Source organism: Hydrogenispora ethanolica, from assembly GCF_004340685.1.
Classification (GTDB): Bacteria; Bacillota; UBA4882; order UBA8346; family UBA8346; genus Hydrogenispora; species Hydrogenispora ethanolica.
Window position 1 is genome coordinate 94799 of the sequence record NZ_SLUN01000019.1, and the last position, 18057, is coordinate 112855.

Consider the following 18057-nt stretch of genomic DNA (forward strand, 5'->3'; position numbering starts at 1 on the left):
ACAGGGGGTTCTTACAATGGCTAAAGTTATTGGAATTGATTTAGGTACAACCAACTCTTGTATGGCCGTGATGGAAGGCGGCGAAGCGGTAGTTATCGCCAATGCCGAAGGCGGTCGTACGACGCCGTCCGTCGTCGGGTTTTCAAAAACCGGCGAGCGAATGGTGGGACAGGTGGCCAAACGCCAAGCGGTTGCCAATCCCGACCGGACCGTGGTCTCCATCAAACGGCGCATGGGCACAGATTACAAAGTGAGCATTGATGATAAACAGTATACGCCCCAGGAGATCTCGGCGATGGTTCTGCAAAAATTGAAAACCGACGCCGAAGCGTATCTCGGTGAAAAGATTGACAAGGCAGTTATCACTGTTCCGGCCTATTTCTCCGACTCACAGCGCCAGGCTACCAAAGATGCCGGCCGGATCGCCGGGCTTGAAGTCCTGCGGATTATCAATGAACCGACCGCGGCCGCATTGGCTTATGGTTTGGATAAGGGCGAGGACCACACCATCCTGGTTTATGACTTAGGCGGCGGAACCTTTGACGTATCCATCCTTGAATTGGGGGATGGCGTATTTGAAGTCAAGGCCACCAGCGGTAATAACCGATTGGGCGGCGATGATTTCGACGAGCGGATCGTCAATTGGATGGCTGAGAACTTTAAGCGTGATCAAGGCGTCGATCTTCGTAATGACCGCATGGCGATGCAGCGTTTGAAGGAAGCAGCCGAGAAAGCCAAGATCGAATTGTCGGGTCTGGCTTCCACCAATATCAACCTGCCGTTTATTACGGCCGTCAATGGCGAGCCGCGCCATTTGGATATGACCTTGACTCGGGCGAAGTTTGAAGAGTTGTGCGCCGATTTGATCGACGCCACCGTCGGGCCGACCAAACGGGCTTTGGCTGATGCCGGTCTGGAACCGAAAGACATCGATAAAGTGATTCTGGTGGGCGGTTCGACCCGGATTCCGGCTGTCCAAGAACTAGTCAAGAAGATCATCGGCAAGGAGCCCTATAAGGGAGTCAACCCGGATGAGGTCGTAGCGATTGGTGCCGCGATCCAGGGCGGTGTGCTGACCGGTGAAGTGAAAGATATCGTTTTGTTGGATGTAACTCCGCTTTCATTGGGGTTGGAGACTTTGGGCGGCGTGTTTACGCGGATTATCGACCGGAACACCACAATTCCGACGTCAAAGAGTCAGATTTTCTCCACAGCCGCCGACAACCAGACTGCGGTGGATATCCATGTTTTACAGGGTGAACGCCCCATGGCGGCAGACAACATCACCCTCGGCCAGTTCCGCTTGGATGGCATTCCAGCTGCGCCGCGCGGCGTGCCCCAGATCGAAGTGACTTTTGATATCGACGCCAATGGCATCGTTCATGTCTCGGCCAAGGATAAAGGAACCGGCAAGGAACAGAAGATTACCATTACCTCTTCGAGCGGATTGAAGGAAGACCAGATTCAGCGGATGATGAAGGACGCAGAGGCCCACGCCGACGAGGATAAACGCCGCCGCGAAGAAGTTGAGGCCATCAATGAGGCTGACAGCCTCATCTATTCCACTGAAAAAACGCTCAAGGACATTGGCGACAAGGCGGATAAAGCCCAGGTTGAAAAGGTCAACCAGTTAAAAGATGATCTCCAAAAAGAGGTTGCCGCCAAAAACCTTACGGCAATCAAAGAAAAGCAGGAAGCTCTCCAAAAGGCATTGCACGAACTTTCCGCCACTATCTATAGCCAGAATCAAGGGCAAGCCGGTGGTGGACCCGGTGCCCAAGGCCAGGCGCAGGATCAGCCCAATTATGGCCCGCAAGCGGAAGGTCCGACAGTCGATGCCGATTACAAAGTGCAAGATGACAAATAACCGGGAAGCCCAATAGGGTTTCCAATCATAGAAATACCAGCGACAATTGACAATTGATGGCCGTATTTCCAGGCTTGATTCGATTGTCAATTGTTCGTTGTAATTAATTAGTAATATCTTTGTACCCGGATTAATGATAAACTAATTTGGATATGAATCCATCTTTAACGATGGGTTTTTGGGACACGGGAATTAAAATGTAAAGGAAATTGCGATGGCAAAGCGAGATTATTATGAAGTTCTCGGGGTAGCCAAAACCGCCAGCGACGAAGAGCTGAAAAAGGCTTACCGGAAACTGGCTCGTCAATACCACCCCGACGTTAATAAGGAAAACCCACAGGAAGCCGAGGCCAAATTCAAAGAGATCAATGAGGCTTACAGCATCTTGAGTGATCCGCAAAAACGCGCCGCTTACGATCAATATGGTCATGCGGGAACCGATCCGAACTTCGGCGCCGGAATGGGTGGCGATTTCTCGGATTTCGGTTTTGAAGGCTTTGGCGATATCTTTGATATGTTCTTTGGCGGCGGGGGCGGCGGCGGCCGGGGTTCACAACGCCGGACCGGTCCTCAACGCGGCAATGATCTTCGCTATGACATGGAGATTACTTTTGAGGAGGCGGCCTTCGGGAAGGAAGCTACCATTGAGATCCCCCGGACTGAAGTTTGCCCCACTTGTAGCGGCAACGGCGCCAAGCCGGGCACGCCGATCAAAACCTGTCCCCATTGCGGTGGATCAGGCCAGGTTCAAGTCACTCAGAATACGGCTTTCGGCCGGTTTGTGAATGTCCGCACCTGTGAACATTGTCACGGCGCGGGCAAGACGATTCAAACCCCATGCGACGAATGTAACGGTAGCGGCCGGGTCCGCCGCAACCGCAAGATCGAGATTAAGGTTCCGGCCGGCGTCGAGAGCGGCTCGCGGCTGCGGGTATCCGGCGAGGGAGAGGCCGGCTTGCGGGGCGGGTCGCCGGGTGATTTGTATGTCTACATTTATGTAAAAGCCCACTCCCGCTTTGAACGCCAGGGCGACGATGTGATCAGCGAGATTTCGTTGAGCATGACCCAGGCTGCTTTGGGAACGACCATTCTTGTGGATACTCTGGATGGCAAGGTGGAATTGAAGATCCCCGAGGGGACGCAGCATGGCACGCAGTTCCGCATGCGCGGCCATGGGATAACCCATTTGCGCGGTCATGGTCGGGGCGATCATTTCGTCCGGATCAAATTGGCGGTTCCGACAAAGCTCAATTCCGAACAACGGGAGCTCTTAAAGAAACTGGCTGTCTCTTTCGGCGAAAAACCGGCCGCCGAGGAAAAGGGTTTTATGGATAAAGTCAAAGAGGCTTTTAAATGACAAATACTCCAGAAGGCCAGCCTTCTGGAGTATTCATTTGTTCCTCAAACGAAGTGAAGCGATGGATAGACAGAAGGAGAGCCGATGGCGGATACATACTGGTGTGAAGTGAAATTGGCGGCGGTCCCGGAGACGGAAGCCGAGTTAATTGCCGATTTTTTTCAAGAAGAGGGAGCCGGGGGCGTTGTCTATGATGATCCGGCCATTCTCGACCAAGTGACTTTAACGGATGACGAATATTTGGGCGAGGAGTTTCCCGGGAAATTGCCCGGAACGTTTGGCATGCGGGCTTACTTCCCCGTGGATGACCGGCTGGGCGAGCGGCTGCAGCGGTTGGCGGGGAAACTTGAGCCGTTGCTGGGAACCCATCCCGAGTTCGAATTGCGGCAGATCCGCGAGGAAGATTGGGCCGAGGCTTGGAAAAGCTATTTTAAGCCGGAGCATATCGGCCAGATTGTGATCAAGCCGAGTTGGGAGAATTATAGCGTGCAGCAGGGTGAGTTGGTGGTGGAGCTGGACCCGGGCATGGCCTTCGGGACTGGGACCCATCCCACGACCCGGCTTTGTCTGTTGTTATTACAGGAACTGGTGAAATTTCCGCTACAGGTGCTGGATGTCGGAACCGGCTCAGGAATTCTGGCGGTCAGCGCCGCCAAATTGGGAGCCGCGGCGGTGGTAGCCTCGGATATCGATCCGCTGGCGGTGCGAATCGCCGCCGAGAACGCGGAACGCAACGGGGTTGCCGGCCGGATCGCCTGCCGGGAAGGAAACTTGTTGGAACTCGGTCTCACCAAGCAGTTTGATCTGGTGGTTGCCAATATTATTGCCAACGCCATTTTGGCGATCATTCCCGACGTGCCGGGAGTGCTGGCCCCCGGCGGCCGGTTTTTGGCCTCGGGGATTATCGAGGAACGTTATCCCGAGGTCCAGGCGGCCCTCGGCGAACGGGGCTTTGTCATCGAAAAGAGTCTGCATGAGGACGGCTGGGTAGCGGTAATTGCCGTAATGAGAGAATTGGAAGCCTAGGATAAAGTCTTTCAAATCAGAAATCCTCTAACTAAAAGACTTTTAAAAGCGTTGTGATAAACCCTGTCCGAAGGCCAGGGTGAACACAAAAGCTCAGAAAAACAAGTGATAAAGTCGATTTTTAATCCTTTGAAAGAGTGATTTCCGAATTTGAGGACTTTATCACATGGCTTTCAATGCTTTATCGCTTGTTTTAAGCAAGCGCTGTGACCCTTCCGGCTTTTGGCCGGGTGAATCACAGCTCTTTTACGAAGGAGACGGTTGCGATGACCCGGTTCTTTATTCCGGCGGATCAGATCACCGGAGAACAAGTAGTGCTAAAAGGCGCGGATGCGCATCATCTATCCAAGGTCCTCCGGAGTAAAGTCGGCGACGAATTGACCGTCCTGAACGGCAAGGGGGAAGAGTACCGGGCGGTGCTCACCGCTCTGCAACCGGAGACCGTCCGGGCCGAATTGATTGAGACCGTCGGCCGCCAGGCAGAAGCGGCCGTCCGGATTCATCTGGTTCAAGGCATGCCCAAAGGCGAGAAGTTGGAATGGATCCTCCAGAAAAACACCGAGCTGGGCGTGGCCGGTTTCCAACCGGTGATGACCGAGCGGAGCACCGTGCGGCTGGATCCCCCGGCCCGGGCCAAAAAACTGGAACGTTGGAGCAAGATCATCCGCGAAGCCGCTGAACAATCGGGGCGTCAGCTCCTTCCCGAGCTCGAACCGATTCGTGAATGGCGGGAACTGCTCCGCCGTCCTTTCCGGCCGGGGCTGGTGTTGATCCCTTGGGAAGGAGAGCGGACGCGATCGTTGCGCCAGGCGCTCACCGAGCATCAAGGCGTTCCGGATGTTCTCACTGTTTTGATCGGTCCCGAAGGGGGATTCTCCCTGGCCGAAGTGGAGCAGGCGCAGGACCTCGGAGCGGTACCGGTCACGCTGGGCCCTAGAATCCTAAGGACCGAGACCGCCGGTCTGGCGGTGGCTGCGGCCATCCTGTATCATTATGGCGAAATGGGCGGCTGATTCACAAGGATATTTCCATCAGCGCGAGACGTTCTCATCGGGGTCCGGCTGCGTCTTGCGGAGCCATTTGACCCTGCCGCGCAACGGGTCATAGAGCAAAGGCCCCAGCGGTTGGCCATGAAAGGCCTCGACGGTATAGATGACGATGGGCGAGTTGACCACGGCGGTATGAATGATCGCCACCCGGATGACCGGCCGGAATTTCCGGTAGCTCTCGGCCACCCGGCGGTAAAACCCGGGATCCTCAGCCGAGGCTTTTTGTTCCTCCTGATAATATGCCTCCAGGTATTTAACCTCTTCTTCCCACCGCAGCTGGGCGGCGTCGACCCATTTCCGGTCATGCTTCTCCAAGAGCCATTTGAGATGATTGAGCAAGGCCGCGAATCCTTCCCGGTAGGGAATCTTCCTTTTTTCCAGGTTCTTTTTGGGCGGATTGGGCGTGATTTTGCGCTTTCGCAACTCCGCCAGAAGGTTCGAAGTGATCTCGCCGGTGGTCAGATTGATCCCCAAAGAATAGAGTTCGTCGAACCTTTCATCCGTCTCGAAACTGACCTTGAAATTGACCAGCAGATGGGGGTGGTAGATCAGAAAGGGCTGCTCGAAAAAGAAGGCCGGTTTCTCTTCCAATAGCGCCGTGATCTCCCGCTGGGTGCGGCGGGGATCCAGGTCGTAGGCGCAGGTGCCGCGGCAGATCAGGCCGCGCTGGCGGATGCCGTCGACAAACCATTGCAGTCGGAAACTGCCTTGATTAACCAGCTCGGAGCCGGGGTATTTGGCGAGCAGGTTCGGCTCGCAAACCATCTGCAGGTTGATGGTTTCGATCCGGGCCGGCCGGAAGAAAGTACGGGGGATCTCGGCTTGGCACTGGGCCATGATCAACTCGTTATCAATGACGTGATGTGGCGCGCCCGAGATCTTGAGCGTATCTACGACAAAGTTGAATACATTCTGGCTATCGGCCATAAGGACCTCTTCTCAAATTCAGATTTTTCCGCGACAATCGTAAACCAAGCCCTTGGCTATAGAAGTTGAGTTAAATTTTTAGATAAGCATCATGCCCCTAATGCCGGCCATGATGGAAACATGAGGGAAATTTATTTCATCCTCTATGTCAAAGGGCTACAGTAGATCGGACAAATCGTCCGGCTCCGTCTCCAGCAGGCCCTCGATCTCCTGGCCGAGCTTGGTGAAGCCCCGGTTCATCTCTTCCTGAGAACCGGACTGGGTGACCACTTCCATGATCCGCGCCTCGAAGCTCTTGCCGTGGCTCAGCTTGCTGATGACCCGTTCGCTCTCGCCGATCACCATCTCGAACATCCGCACTTTCTCATGGAGCAGCCGCAGCAGATGCTCCTCGATGGTGCCCCGCGTCGAAAGGTTGTAGATAAACACATCGCGCGCCTGTCCCAAACGGTGGATCCGGCCGATCCGCTGCTCCAAGCGCATCGGATTCCAGGGCAGATCATAGTTGATCATCGTGTTGCAGAACTGGAGGTTGATGCCCTCGCCGCCCGATTCGGTGCAGACCAGCACTTGATATTTGGGATACTCCTTGAACTCGTATTTGGTGAACTCTTTCTTGCTGGCCGACAGACTGCCGTCAAAGGCCAGACTGAAGATGCCGGCTTGCTCCAGCCGGGTCCGGATATAACTTTGGGTGGCCAGGAATTCCGTGAAGATGATCACCTTCTCCGGGGTCTTCTTGACCAGATCGATGACCACTTTCATCTTGGAGTTATCCTTGATCTGTTGCGCCAGCTTAAAAAGGGAGGCCGCCTGTTCTTGCCGTTCTTCCTCGATATTCATGGATTGCGCCAGTTTGAAGAGGGTCAATACCGCCGCGAAGGTGCTGGAACAGATCTCCCGTTGCAAGGTGAGCAGCGGCAGGCCGCCCATGCCCGAGCTGTCCAGCCTCAAACTCTGGCGGATGAACTCGCTGACCTGATCATACAAGCTCTGCTCCAGATTAGTCAGGGTGATCGGGATGTCCTGGACGTGCCGTTTGGTGAAACCCATATTCGAACCATGTTTGTTGCGGATCATGACCTCACTGAGGAGCCCCTTCAATTCCTGGGGATTCTTCGGTTTCCGCTTGTCATGGGTGTAGCGGCTTTTGAAGCTGCGGTAGTTGCCCAGCTGTCCGGGGCGGAGCAACGAGATCAGGTTGAAGAGTTCCTTCAGATCGTTCTGCAGCGGGGTGGCGGTCAGCAACAGAAAGTATTTCTTCTGAATGCTGTTCACAAACTGCCAGTTCTGGGTGGCGGTACTCTTCAGTTTATGGGCTTCGTCCACGATCACCAGGTCAAAATAGAGATCCAGGATCTGCTGGCGGTGGATCTCTTTCTTGGCCGTGTCGATGGAAGCGATCAGGTAGTCATAATGAGCCCAGTCGTATTCACGGCGGGCGATCAGGGTCGGAATCTCAAACTTCTCGCGTAGCTCGGTCTCCCATTGCCGGCAGAGGGTGGCCGGAGTCAGGATCAAAAAGCGTTTCACCAGCCCGCGCAGCATATATTCTTTGAGAATCATTGCCGCTTCGATGGTCTTGCCCAGACCGACCTCGTCGGCGAGGATGGCCCGGCCGCGCATTTGGGAGATGACTTTTTTAACCGTTTCCAATTGGTGGGGATAGGCGATGACGCCGTTCTGGCGCCAATGCTCCTGCAGATGGCTGATGACCTGCAGCTCTTCAAAGCCTCGGCTGAGAGTCAGTTCCTCGCCGCGATAGTGCAGTAAAAAGGCTTCCCAGCTATCCCATTGTTTGCGGTGCATCGGCAACAAAAACCGGGCGAAGTCGTCGGAGACCTCGATCATCGGCTGAAAATCGGGAAAGAGTTGGGCCAGCTGCAGTGTGCCCTTTGGAACTTCCGGATTCTTCTCGGTAAGTTGATCCCTGGATATGGTCGATGATTCCAAGTTACCCCTCCGTCCATAGAACAGGAAGATAAGGCGCGGCCGTACCCGATTTCCATCGGGAAAGCTTGCCGAATATTGCGAGTGTTGAGTTATTATTATCGTTTTAGCTTTGTTTTAACCCTGCTGGAATTAAAGCGTTTGGGGGAATCCTTCCGCAGGCCGGAGTTTCTCCCGACGTTTCCGGAATCGCTTGTTTAATGGTTACCATTGGCGGTTATCTCTCCGGAAATGGCCTGGCCGATCTGGACCGGCGTTATTTTCGGGTGATTGGCGTACGCCTTTCAACAGAATGCTCAATTTTGACAACAAAATATACTCCGGCAATTGCTGCCGGAGAAGATTCGGTAACAAAATGAACTACGGCGGTTACTGACGAAGTTCATTCCAAAATGAAATCCTCAAATTTTGTTTCCCGTTATCCGCATTTAGCAACCCGCAATGGGGGACTGAAAGGAGGAAATCTGTTTCAAAGGGTATTCCCTGTGTTTATCCCGCCCATTTACGGAAATTTGGTTATAAAAAATTTGAGGGGAGGGAACTGAGGAAAGATGTTGAAGAGTAGAAAGATGGCATGACTGAAATCAGCTGGGCCGAAATCACTGTGAATTATTGATCCGATTCTCCGTTATCCGGACGGAAAGTCGTAATTCAGGAGGGAAAAACGATGGATTTTTTACAGGTCATCAAGGAGAAAGCCAGCGCGGCGCAGCGTCGCATCATCCTGCCGGAGAGCGGTGACAGCCGGGTGCTGAAAGCGGCGCGGCAGATCGTCGACCAAAAGCTGGCCCGGATCACGTTGATCGGGGAAGAACGGCAACTGCCGCGACAGGCTTCGGATTTGAGGATCGACCTCTCGGACCTGGAGATCATCGAGCCTGCGGCACATCCCAAGCGTGAGCAGTATGTTAAAACTCTTTACCAGCTCCGCAGGGAAAAAGGATTGTCGTTGGACGAAGCCCGGGAGTTATTGAATAATCCTTTATATTTCGGAACCATGATGGTTTATTGTGGGGATATGGATGGCATGGTGGCCGGATCGATCAGCACCACCGGGAATGTGCTCCGGCCAGCCCTTCAGATCATTAAAACGGAGCGGCGCTATCAGACGGTATCCGGTGCCTTCCTGATTTTTGTGCCGGATTGTATCCTCGGAGAGCATGGGTTGTTCGTCTTTGCCGATTGCGCCGTGAATGTCAATCCTGATTCGCGGACGCTGGCGGAGATCGGCATTCAGGCCGGACATACTGCCAGGAATCTGGCAAATTTTGAGCCGGTCATCAGCTTTCTCTCTTTTTCCACTCAAGGGAGCGCCAGCCATGAGATGGTCGACAAGGTCAGGGAAGCGGTTCAAATCGCCCGGGAAATGGAGCCCTCTTGGGCAATTGACGGCGAATTCCAAGCCGATGCCGCGCTGATCCCGGCGGTCGGACGCCAAAAAGCGCCGGGGAGCCCGGTGGCCGGCAAAGCCAATGTGCTCGTCTTCCCGGATCTGCAGTCCGGCAACATCGGGTATAAACTGGTGGAGCGGCTGGCCAAAGCCGTGGCGATCGGGCCAATCCTTCAGGGCATGGCCAAACCGGTGAATGATCTGTCGCGCGGCTGCAACAGCGATGATATCGTCAATATGGTCGCGATAACTGCGGTGCAAGCTCAAGCCACGATCCGTCCGTAAAGTTCAGAGCGTTTGGAAACGGAGCGTCCCGGTAAAATGATGGGCAAGGAACCGGGAGCTGAATAGAAGCGGTTCTTTTTCAAGCGGGTATCTTCTCCGGCAGGAACGTTCAGTCCGATCGTCGAATCTTTAAGTTTGGAAAAGTGAGGGTAACGATGAACGTTCAACGATTTTTGGATAAAATCACCGCCGATCGGAACTATCAGGGGCAGATCGTCTTCGAGCAACAGTCCTTTGCGAAGGAAGCGGTCTGGGGCCGGCTCGATCCGCCGCTCAGCGAACCGGTTCAACGCTTATTGGCGGAACGGGAGATCAAGGATCTCTATTCCCACCAGGCCGATGCCATCAATGCTATCCGCAGCGGCCGCCATACGGTGGTGGTGACCGGGACCGCCAGCGGCAAAACGCTCTGCTATCATCTGCCCGCCTTGGAAAGCTACCTGGCGGACCCCCAGAGCCGGGCGCTTTTTCTCTATCCCACCAAAGCGCTGGCCCAGGATCAATTAAAAAGCCTGCAACGGCTGGTTGAGGGTCTGCCGGCGCCGCCGCCGGCGATGGGCACCTATGACGGCGACACGCCGGTCAACCTCCGCAAAACCCTGCGCGATCGCGGCAATTTCGTCCTGACCAACCCGGATATGCTGCACCAGGGGATCCTGCCGAAGCATCCCGCCTGGTCCGCCTTTTTCACCAATTTAAAATACGTGGTCATCGATGAGGTCCATACGTACCGGGGCGTCTTCGGTTCCAACGTCGCCAATGTGATGCGGCGGCTGATCCGGATCTGCCGTCATTACGGCAGCATGCCGGTTTTCATCGCGGCTTCGGCCACCATCCATAATCCGTTGGAACATGCCCAGGAACTGGTGGGACTGCCGATGGAACTGGTGGATAACGACGGATCGCCGCGCGGCAGTAAACATTTTATCTTTTGGAACCCGCCGTATTTGGATGAAACCCGGACCGAACGGCGTAGCGCCAATACGGAAGCGGCCTGGCTGATGACAGAGCTGATCCGGGAGCGGATTCCCACCATCACCTTTACCAAGGCCCGGGTCGTTACCGAGTTGCTCTACCGTTATGTCCAGGATCAATTGCAACGTTACAGTCCGTCGCTGGCCGGGAAGATCCGGGCCTACCGGGGCGGCTACCTGCCGGAGGAACGCCGTGAGATCGAGCGGCAACTTTTCTCCGGTGAATTGCTGGGAGTGGCCAGCACCAATGCGTTGGAGCTCGGTATCGATATCGGCCAATTGGACGCCTGCCTGATCACCGGCTATCCGGGGACCATCGCTTCCACCTGGCAACAAGCCGGGCGGGTCGGCCGGGCGCACGAGGAGTCGCTGGTGGTGTACATTCCGCACCAGAATCCCATCGATCAGTACCTGGTCAAGAACCCCCAATACTTTTTCGAACGGAATCCCGAGGCCGCGGTGATCGATCCCAATAATCCCCATATTCTCATGGGCCACCTCCGTTGCGCCGCGCTGGAAGGGCCAGTGAGCGGACTGGATTGCCAATCGTTCGGGGCCTACGCTCCGGCCTTGCTGGAACTGTTGGGCGAGGCGGGGGAGTTGAAACAGCTGCAGCACCAGTGGTACTGGCGGTCGAACGGCTTCCCGCCGGCCGATGTCAGCTTGCGCAATATCTCCGACAATACTTTCAGCATCGTCGATGTCACCGTCAAACCCGGCAAAGTCATTGGCACGCTGGAAGAGGCCAGCGCCTATCAGCAGATCTATACCGAAGCCATCTATCTGCACGACGGCGAGACCTATTTCGTCAAAGAAATGAACGTACCCCAAAAAGTCTCCTATGTCGAGAAGATCGATGTCGATTACTATACCCAGTCCATCACCGAGGTACAGATTACTACCACCGCCAAGGAGCTGGAGCGGGAATGGCGCAAGGCCGCCACCGGGTTCGGCGACGTGGAAGTGATGATCAAACCGTATCTGTTCCGGAAGATCAAGTTCGGCTCCAGGGACAGCATCGGTTTTGGCAAGATTGACTTGGAACCGCAGGTAATGCAGACCAATGCGCTTTGGGTCGTGCCGCCGCCGTCGACTTTGCACCGGGTCAAAGAGTTTCAGCGGGATCCGGTCGAGGCGATGCTCGGCATCGCCAATGTGCTCACCGAAGTCCTGCCGTTTCTGGTGATGTGCGATACCGGGGATATCGGTTCGGTGGTCGATCTGAAAAACAACGGCGCACCGTCGATTTTCGTCTATGACAAGTTCCCGGGCGGTATCGGGTTTGCCCACCGTTCGTTCGAAAGCGTGGAAGACCTTTTCCATAAGGCGCTGGAACTGATTCAAACCTGTTCCTGCGAGGACGGCTGCCCGTCGTGTGTCGGATCGCCGCTGCCGCCCAATCCCCAATTGGATCCGGATACTACCGCCAAAGGGCGGATCCCCGACAAGGAAGGGGCGCTAATCATCCTGCATGACCTGTTGGAATTGGAACCCTACGTCCCGAAGGAACGGAAAGCGCCGGCCGTGGCCGGCGCAAGCGCGACGCCGGTGCCGGATGTCCCGTATCCGCCGTTGCTTCGCCTGCCCGAGAAGATCGAACAACAGCTCCGCCAGAAACTGGCGATGCCGAGGAGGAAAAACGAATGAATGAGATCAAATTGGCCGTTATCGGCGGCTCCGGGGTATATCAGCCTGCGATGCTGGATGACGTCTCGGAAGTCGCCGTGGAAACCCCCTATGGGGAGATCCGGCCCATGGTCGGAAAGATCGCTGGAAGGCAGGTTGCCTTTCTGGCGCGGCACGGCAGGGAGCATTCGCTGCTGCCGCATCAATTGAACTACCGGGCCAATATTTGGGGATTGAAAAGTCTGGGAGTGGAACGGATCATCGCCACCACGGCGGTGGGGAGCCTGCGCGAAGAGCTGGCCCCTGGAGCGCTGGTCCTGGTGGATCAGTTTTTGGATTTTACCAAGCAACGGCCGTTGACCTTCTTTGAAAGTGGCGAGGTACACCGGGCCCACATTGACGTGACCGAGCCCTATTGTCCGGATCTCCGGCGCCAGCTCGAAGGGGCGGCGACTTCCGCCGGGATCGCGGTTCATTCCGGGGGTTGTTATGTCTGCGCCGAAGGGCCGCGCTATGAAACCGCGGCGGAGATCCGCATGTACAGCCAGTTGGGCGGAGCGGTGGTCGGGATGACCGGCGTACCCGAGGTGGTGCTCGCCCGGGAACTCGGAATCTGTTACGCCGGAGTCAGCATGGTCACGAACTGGGCGGCGGGGATCAGTCCCATTCGCTTGGATCATGCCGATGTGGTCCAGATTATGAACGAACATGGCCAAAAAATTGTCAATCTGATCATCGGCTGTTATCAAGCGATCGGCGCCGTTTCCGACTGCGGTTGCCGGCGCGGTTCGGAGGGAAAAGAATGAGCGGGTGGCGCACTTTCGCCTGGCAAGACGGCCGGCTGACGTTCCTCGATCAGACGTTGCTGCCGGGAGAGACCCGTTATATTACCACCCAAGACTATCGGGTCGTCGCTGACGCCATTCGACGGCTCAAAGTCCGGGGTGCGCCGGCCATTGGGATCGCGGCCGCTTACGGAGTGGTGCTGGGAGCGAAGGAACTCGCCGGAGCGGCGCAGTTTGGCGAGAAAGTCCGGCAGGTCATCTCCGAACTGGCGGAGACCCGTCCGACTGCAGTCAATCTGTTTTGGGCGCTCAAACGGCAACAGGCCGTGCTGGAACGGAACGAATCTCAGGCAGAAGCGGCGATGATTATCACCGCCTTAGAGAATGAAGCTTGCCAAATTGCCGCCGAGGACGAACAAGTTTGCCGGGCCATTGGGGAGAATGGCGCGACGCTCTTGGCGGATGGGATCACCGTACTGACCCATTGCAATGCGGGGGCATTGGCTACTGCCGCCTATGGGACGGCTCTCTCCGCCATCCGCATGGCTCACCGGCAAGGCAAACGGATTAGCGTCTTTGCCGATGAGACCCGTCCGTTGCTGCAAGGCGCGCGTCTGACCGTTTGGGAACTGATGCAGGAAGGGATCCCGGTGACTTTAATCACAGACAATATGGCTGCCGCAGTTATGCATTTGGGCAAGGTTCAAGCGGTGATCGTGGGCGCTGACCGGATCACCGCCAACGGGGATGTCGCCAATAAGATCGGCACCTATGGTTTGGCGGTGCTTGCCAAGGAGCATGGCATCCCGTTTTATGTGGCGGCGCCGCTCTCGACCATCGATCTGGAGCTGGCTTCCGGAGCGGATATTCCCATTGAGGAACGGGCTGCCGCGGAGGTCACTTCTTTTGGCGGGATCCCGGTCGCCCCGGAAGGAGTCGCGGTCTTCAATCCGGCCTTTGACGTCACGCCGGCCAAATACGTGACAGCGATCATCACCGAAAAGGGCATCGCTACCGGGGACTGGAAGCGTACTTTTCGAAGCTGGATTACACCAAATGAATAAAAGACCGTGCTTAAAAGCTCGGTCTTTTGGCTGCTACAAACTTGCCGGCTCCATAGAGCGGCAAAGAATGATAGACTTGGAAACAGTGGGGACAAAACCACTTTCCTTCGGCCCGTAATAATTTGTGGCGCCGACATAGCGGGCATATCATGTTATCACCTCTATCCAACGGTTTTCATATGCCCAGATGAACCAGGATATATTCATCATATGCCATAAAGTCTTCCGTCGTCCAGTTAAGAAACGATGGAAATGATGATAATATTTGGTTCAGACCGGTTTAAGAAATTTGAAAATCAATCATGATTCTCCGTCGGCCAGAGATACTATGGTTATCTCGACGAAAGGAGGGTCCGGTTTGGCCAAGAAACCGCAGAAAAACGACAGCAAACGGATGGAGACCGCTTCTGAAATATCCGCCATCCATGAGCATGCCGAGAGCAGTCGGCATGGAGACATGGAGTATGCCAGCGATTTATTGACCGACGTTTCGCAATCCGGCATGAACAAGCGGCGACAACCCCGGAAAAAACAGTAACCTCTCATCTGGAAGGGGCGTCTCCGACGCCTCTTCTGCTTGTTTACGCCCAGCGGATATGCTATGATATAAAGACTGAGTTGCCACGGGGAACCTATGGTAGCTCTCGCCGGATCAATCCATGATGCGGCTCTTTTTGAGATGAAAACGAATTCGAAAATGTTATTTGGGAGTGACCGTTCGATGAATCAAGACCAAGCCGAAGTACGGGTGCGATTTGCGCCGAGTCCGACCGGATATTTACATATCGGAGGCGCCAGAACCGCAATTTACGATTGGCTACTGGCCCGGCGCACCGGGGGCAAATTCTTATTACGGATTGAGGATACGGACCGGAATCGGTTTGTACCGGACTCGCTCGATGATATCCTGGCCAGCTTACGGTGGTTGGGGTTGGAGTGGGATGAGGGACCGGAAACGGGCGGCGGGTACGGACCTTATTTTCAATCAGAACGGTTGGACCTCTATCATCAATACGCTCAACAATTGGTGGCCGAGGGGAAAGCTTATTACTGTTACTGCACCTCGGAACGGCTTCAAGAATTGCGCAAGAGTCAAGAAAACGCCAAAGTTCAAGCGGGTTATGATCGGTTGTGCCGGACATTGTCCGCTGCCGAATGTGAGCAGCGGAATCAAGCCGGGTTGCGGAGAGTGATCCGGTTTAAGACCCCGTTGAGTGGTCGGACCGTCGTGAAGGATCTGATCCGTGGCGAGTTGGTCTTTGAGAACGAGACTCTCGAAGACCTCGTCCTGATAAAATCGGATGGCTTTCCCACCTACCACTTTGCCAACGTGGTGGATGACCACTTGATGAAGATCAGCCATGTTTTGCGTGGCGATGAATGGATCGCCAGCACGCCGGTACATGTGCTGTTGTATGAGGCATTCGGCTGGCAACCGCCGCAGTTTGCCCATCTGTCGATTTTTCTCTCCCCGGATGGCAAGGGGAAACTGAGCAAGCGGCATGGTGCCACCAGCGTTAAGGAGTACCGCGAGCAGGGTTATCTTCCGGAAGCCTTATTCAACTTTTTATTGCTTTTGGGCTGGAATCCCGGCACCGAGCAGGAGATTTTCGCTAAAGAGGAAGCGGCCCAAGTTTTTGGCCTTGATCGGGTCAACGCCTCGCCGGTGAAGTTTTCCACTGACAAACTGAACTGGTATAACGGAGTCTATATCCGTAGTTTGGGCCATCAAGACTTGGCTGAACGTTGTCTGCCGTTTCTGCAAAAGGCGAATTTATTACCGGATCCCTGTCCGGCGGAACGATTCGCTTATCTGGTCAGCCTGATTCCCTTGGTTCAGGAACGGCTGAAGCTTTTGACCGATGCGCCGCAGTTGCTGGATATTTTCTTGCAAGAGGAGATTCCAGCTCTGTCTAAAGAAGTACTCATCCCCAAAAAGATGGACCAGGCAACAACCTTGCGAGTATTGGTCCATACGCACGAGGCTTTGCAAAACGTCGCTGACGATTTTCAGGAAGCAGAGTTAGAGGCCACTCTCCGGGAACTGGCGATAAAGCTTGAATTGCACGATGGGCAGATCTTTATGCCGATCCGCGTGGCGATGTCGGGCCGGACCGCCACGCCGGGCATCTTCGAGAGTCTTCATGCCTTGGGGAAAGACCGCGTATTACGACGAATCCAGACGGCGATCCAGGTTCTTTCCTAGCCGGTGACCAGAAAAGGTTGAATTTGCCCAATCGAGGTCAAAATTGCCTGGCAAAACGAAAATTGTTAGTAAATAAGTATTGACTCCGGCCTGCTTCGTTGGTATAATAATTTTTGCGCACTGGGGGATCGTCTAGTGGTAGGACAACAGGTTCTGGCCCTGTCGGCGAGGGTTCGAGTCCTTCTCCCCCAGCCATTTAAAAAACGAATATCCATTATCAATTTTTGGTCCTATCGTCTAGAGGCCTAGGACACCGCCCTCTCACGGCGGAGACACGGGTTCGAATCCCGTTGGGACTACCATACCAGCTAAATCGTGGTTTTTGATCTTCGAATAGTGGAAAATTTTTAGTAAGTACGGTGACCCTGATTTATGAAAATAGGGAACCGCCCTTACAAAAATCACTAGAGCGGAGACTTAACCAAGAACATAAACTTTCAAAGAATCCTCTTTCGTGGGAAATACGAAGGAGGTTTTTATTTTGTCTAGAGTCAGGAAGGTTTCGCAGAAAGTAGACTCAGGATGGGAGAAATGCTTGGAACACTTTTTATTGTTTAAGAAATCGCAAGGATTGGCTGAAAGAACCCTTAATGACTACCATTACCATGTCAGCCAATTCTTCCAGAACTCACGATTGTCTTCAATGGGTAACTACGAGGCTTTACGATTAGCTGTAATGAATTACTTTGCAGAAAGCTCAAACTTATCTCCATCAACATTTAACACGCGAAGAAAGACTCTTAAGGTATTTTTTAACTGGGCTATGGACGAGGGGATTATTTCCGATCATCCTCTCGATGGAATTAAAAAACGGAAAGAAGATGAGAAACCGAGATCGGTTAAAGAGGACCAAATCAAAAGCCTTTTATCCTCCTTAAAGTTGAATACTTATGTCGGAGTTCGGGATTATGCACTTATACTTTTAACAATGGATACGGGAATTCGACCAAGTGAGGCTTTTGGATTGGTAATTGGAGATTTCAATTTCAAGGCTTTGGAGGTTAATATACCCCCTAGTGTAGCAAAAACCAGAGTATCACGAACCCTTCCTTTAACAGCAATTACTGTTGATGCTATAAGGAAACTCATTATGGCGAGACATTCGGATTGGAAAGAATCAGTTCCATTGTTTTGTACGGAAGATGGTCAACCAATGAATCGTTTTGTTTGGGATAAACGAATGAATTATTATAGTCAACAAATTGGAGTGAAAATTCGACCATACGATTTAAGACACTCTTTTGCAGTAATGTTCCTTCGATTTGGAGGAAATGCTTTTTCACTTCAAAGGACTTTGGGGCATACAAACTTAACTATGACCAAACGGTATGTATCTTTGACTGAAAACGATCTACATCAACAACACGCTATTGCGACTCCGATAAATCAGTTAATAAGCAAGAAACATAGGGTCAGAAAATTGTAGTTTGTAAAATAATTATGTATTTTAGTGACTATAATTTAGGGTTCGCTGAACAGGGGAAAACGCCCTCAAAAAGCCGATTCAGCGAACCCCCCAAGTTCCATGAGCAAGCCCAAAACGGACCTTGA

Annotated in this window: 14 protein-coding genes and 2 tRNA genes; 14 read left to right on the forward strand and 2 right to left on the reverse strand. The window is 53.9% G+C overall.

Going from position 1 to position 18057, the window contains the following annotated elements; all coding sequences use genetic code 11:
• The first annotated feature begins 16 nt into the window (after positions 1-16).
• From dnaK to EDC14_RS15520, 4 genes are all read left to right on the forward strand, one after another.
• Entirely contained in the window at positions 17-1867 is a 1851-nt protein-coding gene (gene dnaK, locus EDC14_RS15505; RefSeq protein ID WP_132015230.1) for a molecular chaperone DnaK, read from the forward strand.
• Positions 1868-2081: 214 nt separating this feature from the next.
• A complete protein-coding gene (dnaJ, locus tag EDC14_RS15510; RefSeq protein WP_132015231.1) occupies positions 2082-3224 on the forward strand; it encodes a molecular chaperone DnaJ in 1143 nt (380 codons plus the stop codon).
• Between the two features lie 84 nt (positions 3225-3308).
• The gene (gene prmA / locus EDC14_RS15515; RefSeq protein WP_132015232.1) at positions 3309-4250 is read left to right on the forward strand and encodes a 50S ribosomal protein L11 methyltransferase; all 942 of its coding nucleotides are present in this window, start codon (positions 3309-3311) and stop codon (positions 4248-4250) included.
• A gap of 266 nt (positions 4251-4516) precedes the next feature.
• Positions 4517-5263, forward strand: a complete 747-nt coding sequence (locus tag EDC14_RS15520; protein ID WP_132015233.1) for a 16S rRNA (uracil(1498)-N(3))-methyltransferase — start codon at positions 4517-4519, stop codon at positions 5261-5263.
• An 18-nt stretch (positions 5264-5281) separates the two neighbouring features.
• Here the strand turns inward: EDC14_RS15520 and EDC14_RS15525 are convergent, their stop codons facing one another.
• Together EDC14_RS15525 and EDC14_RS15530 are read right to left on the reverse strand one after the other, a co-directional pair.
• Positions 5282-6226, reverse strand: a complete 945-nt coding sequence (locus tag EDC14_RS15525) for a YqhG family protein (RefSeq protein ID WP_132015234.1) — start codon at positions 6224-6226, stop codon at positions 5282-5284.
• Between the two features lie 156 nt (positions 6227-6382).
• Positions 6383-8179 (reverse strand): DEAD/DEAH box helicase, encoded by a 1797-nt coding sequence (locus EDC14_RS15530; RefSeq protein WP_132015235.1) that lies wholly within the window; start codon positions 8177-8179, stop codon positions 6383-6385.
• Positions 8180-8376: 197 nt separating this feature from the next.
• On the opposite strand from EDC14_RS15530, the gene EDC14_RS26840 reads away from it, so the two are divergent.
• The 10 genes from EDC14_RS26840 (at position 8377) to EDC14_RS15575 (ending at position 17932) form a co-directional block, all read left to right on the forward strand.
• Complete coding sequence (locus EDC14_RS26840; protein ID WP_165908057.1) at positions 8377-8535, forward strand: hypothetical protein; 159 nt, start codon at positions 8377-8379, stop codon at positions 8533-8535.
• Between the two features lie 308 nt (positions 8536-8843).
• Complete coding sequence (pta, locus tag EDC14_RS15535; protein WP_132015236.1) at positions 8844-9851, forward strand: phosphate acetyltransferase; 1008 nt, start codon at positions 8844-8846, stop codon at positions 9849-9851.
• Between the two features lie 155 nt (positions 9852-10006).
• Complete coding sequence (locus tag EDC14_RS15540) at positions 10007-12472, forward strand: DEAD/DEAH box helicase (RefSeq protein ID WP_132015237.1); 2466 nt, start codon at positions 10007-10009, stop codon at positions 12470-12472.
• On the forward strand, positions 12469-13257 hold the full coding sequence (mtnP, locus tag EDC14_RS15545) for an S-methyl-5'-thioadenosine phosphorylase (RefSeq protein WP_132015238.1): 789 nt from the start codon (positions 12469-12471) through the stop codon (positions 13255-13257). Before EDC14_RS15540 ends, mtnP begins: the two co-directional genes overlap by 4 nt.
• Positions 13254-14300: an S-methyl-5-thioribose-1-phosphate isomerase gene (gene mtnA / locus EDC14_RS15550; protein WP_132015239.1), complete on the forward strand. Its 1047-nt coding sequence runs from the start codon at positions 13254-13256 to the stop codon at positions 14298-14300. Before mtnP ends, mtnA begins: the two co-directional genes overlap by 4 nt.
• A 358-nt stretch (positions 14301-14658) precedes the next feature.
• Entirely contained in the window at positions 14659-14838 is a 180-nt protein-coding gene (locus EDC14_RS15555) for a hypothetical protein (RefSeq protein WP_132015240.1), read from the forward strand.
• 183 nt (positions 14839-15021) lie between these two features.
• Positions 15022-16506 (forward strand): glutamate--tRNA ligase, encoded by a 1485-nt coding sequence (gene gltX / locus EDC14_RS15560; RefSeq protein WP_132015241.1) that lies wholly within the window; start codon positions 15022-15024, stop codon positions 16504-16506.
• A gap of 121 nt (positions 16507-16627) precedes the next feature.
• Positions 16628-16701: transfer RNA gene (locus EDC14_RS15565), tRNA-Gln, on the forward strand.
• A gap of 31 nt (positions 16702-16732) precedes the next feature.
• Positions 16733-16808, forward strand: a tRNA-Glu gene (locus EDC14_RS15570).
• A 179-nt stretch (positions 16809-16987) separates the two neighbouring features.
• Complete coding sequence (locus EDC14_RS15575) at positions 16988-17932, forward strand: tyrosine-type recombinase/integrase (RefSeq protein WP_243662946.1); 945 nt, start codon at positions 16988-16990, stop codon at positions 17930-17932.
• The last annotated feature ends 125 nt before the right edge of the window (positions 17933-18057 follow it).